This is a genomic window from Scopulibacillus darangshiensis, from assembly GCF_004341035.1.
GTDB lineage: Bacteria > Bacillota > Bacilli > Bacillales > Sporolactobacillaceae > Scopulibacillus > Scopulibacillus darangshiensis.
On record NZ_SLXK01000095.1, the window covers coordinates 1 to 1,052 of the forward strand.

Genomic DNA, 1,052 nt, shown 5'->3' on the forward strand with positions numbered 1-1,052 from the left:
GAAGAAACTGTATTTACCAATGAATTTCTTAAATTCGCGAACTTTTACAGGTTTGAACCGCAGGCGTGTAACGCCTATTCAGGTAATGAAAAAGGCAATGTAGAAAATAAGGTCGGATATATCAGGTATAACTTCATTAATCCAGCGCCAATGATTAATGACCTAAATCAATTAACGCAGTTGCTGGAGAAGCAATTGACAGAGGATCGTAATCGAATACATTATGAAAAAAAGCGTCCGATTAACGAACTGCTCGAGGAAGAACATCAGTTTTTGCGTGCCTTACCAGACGAGGAATATCCCGTTTTCAAGGAAGAAAAGGCCAAAGCCAATAAATATGGGGAAATTGTGATAGATAAAACGAAGGTTTATATTCCTAAAGGATATAATTACTCGCAACTTACTATTATAAAGTACTGGGACCGGTTTAAAGTTCTGTCCCCTCACGGGGAAATACTCTATGAAGATTACCGTCCCTATATGCATAAAAGCCATAAGATACCTTGGGATTCTATTTTAAAAAGCTGGCTGGCTAAACCGCGTGTAGTAGATTATTCCCGTCACGCCGCTTATTTACCTGGTCGTATTGCCGAATATATTAAAGTAACAAACTATGACATTAGAAAAGAACGAATGAAATGGCTAATTTCATTACTCGCTACTTATGAGATGGCGGAGATCAATGAACAGTTTTATGAGTTGGTAGGCATGCAGCCTTCCATGCTCCAAGAACCAGATAACCACCCTTACGATATTGATTGGGCTAAATATGATCAGCTTCAAAACCTGACTGGGGTGGCAGGTGGACACGATGAGTGAATTGAAAGCAATGTGTAAATCGCTTCGACTTGCCCATATGGCAGAAATATATGAAGACATTCCCTTTGAGAACCCGCGACAATACTTGGAATCCTTACTATCCAAGGAGTTAGAGTTGCGTGAGGCCGCTAAAGTGGACAGACTGATTAAGAAGGCCCGTTTCCTTCAGGAAAAGTCCTTTTCCACTTTCCAATGGCACGATCAGATTCATTTTCCCCCGCAATTGGATGCAG

Annotated in this window: 1 protein-coding gene and 1 pseudogene; both read left to right on the plus strand. The window is 40.6% G+C overall.

Annotated features, from left to right (window positions below; translation table 11 throughout):
- Positions 1-819: transposase (locus EV207_RS23270; RefSeq protein ID WP_165887055.1), on the plus strand; the 819-nt coding region annotated here is incomplete at its 5' end.
- A pseudogene (locus EV207_RS22865) lies at positions 812-1,052 on the plus strand (ATP-binding protein); the annotation flags it as partial. The gene EV207_RS23270 and the pseudogene EV207_RS22865, both read left to right, overlap by 8 nt.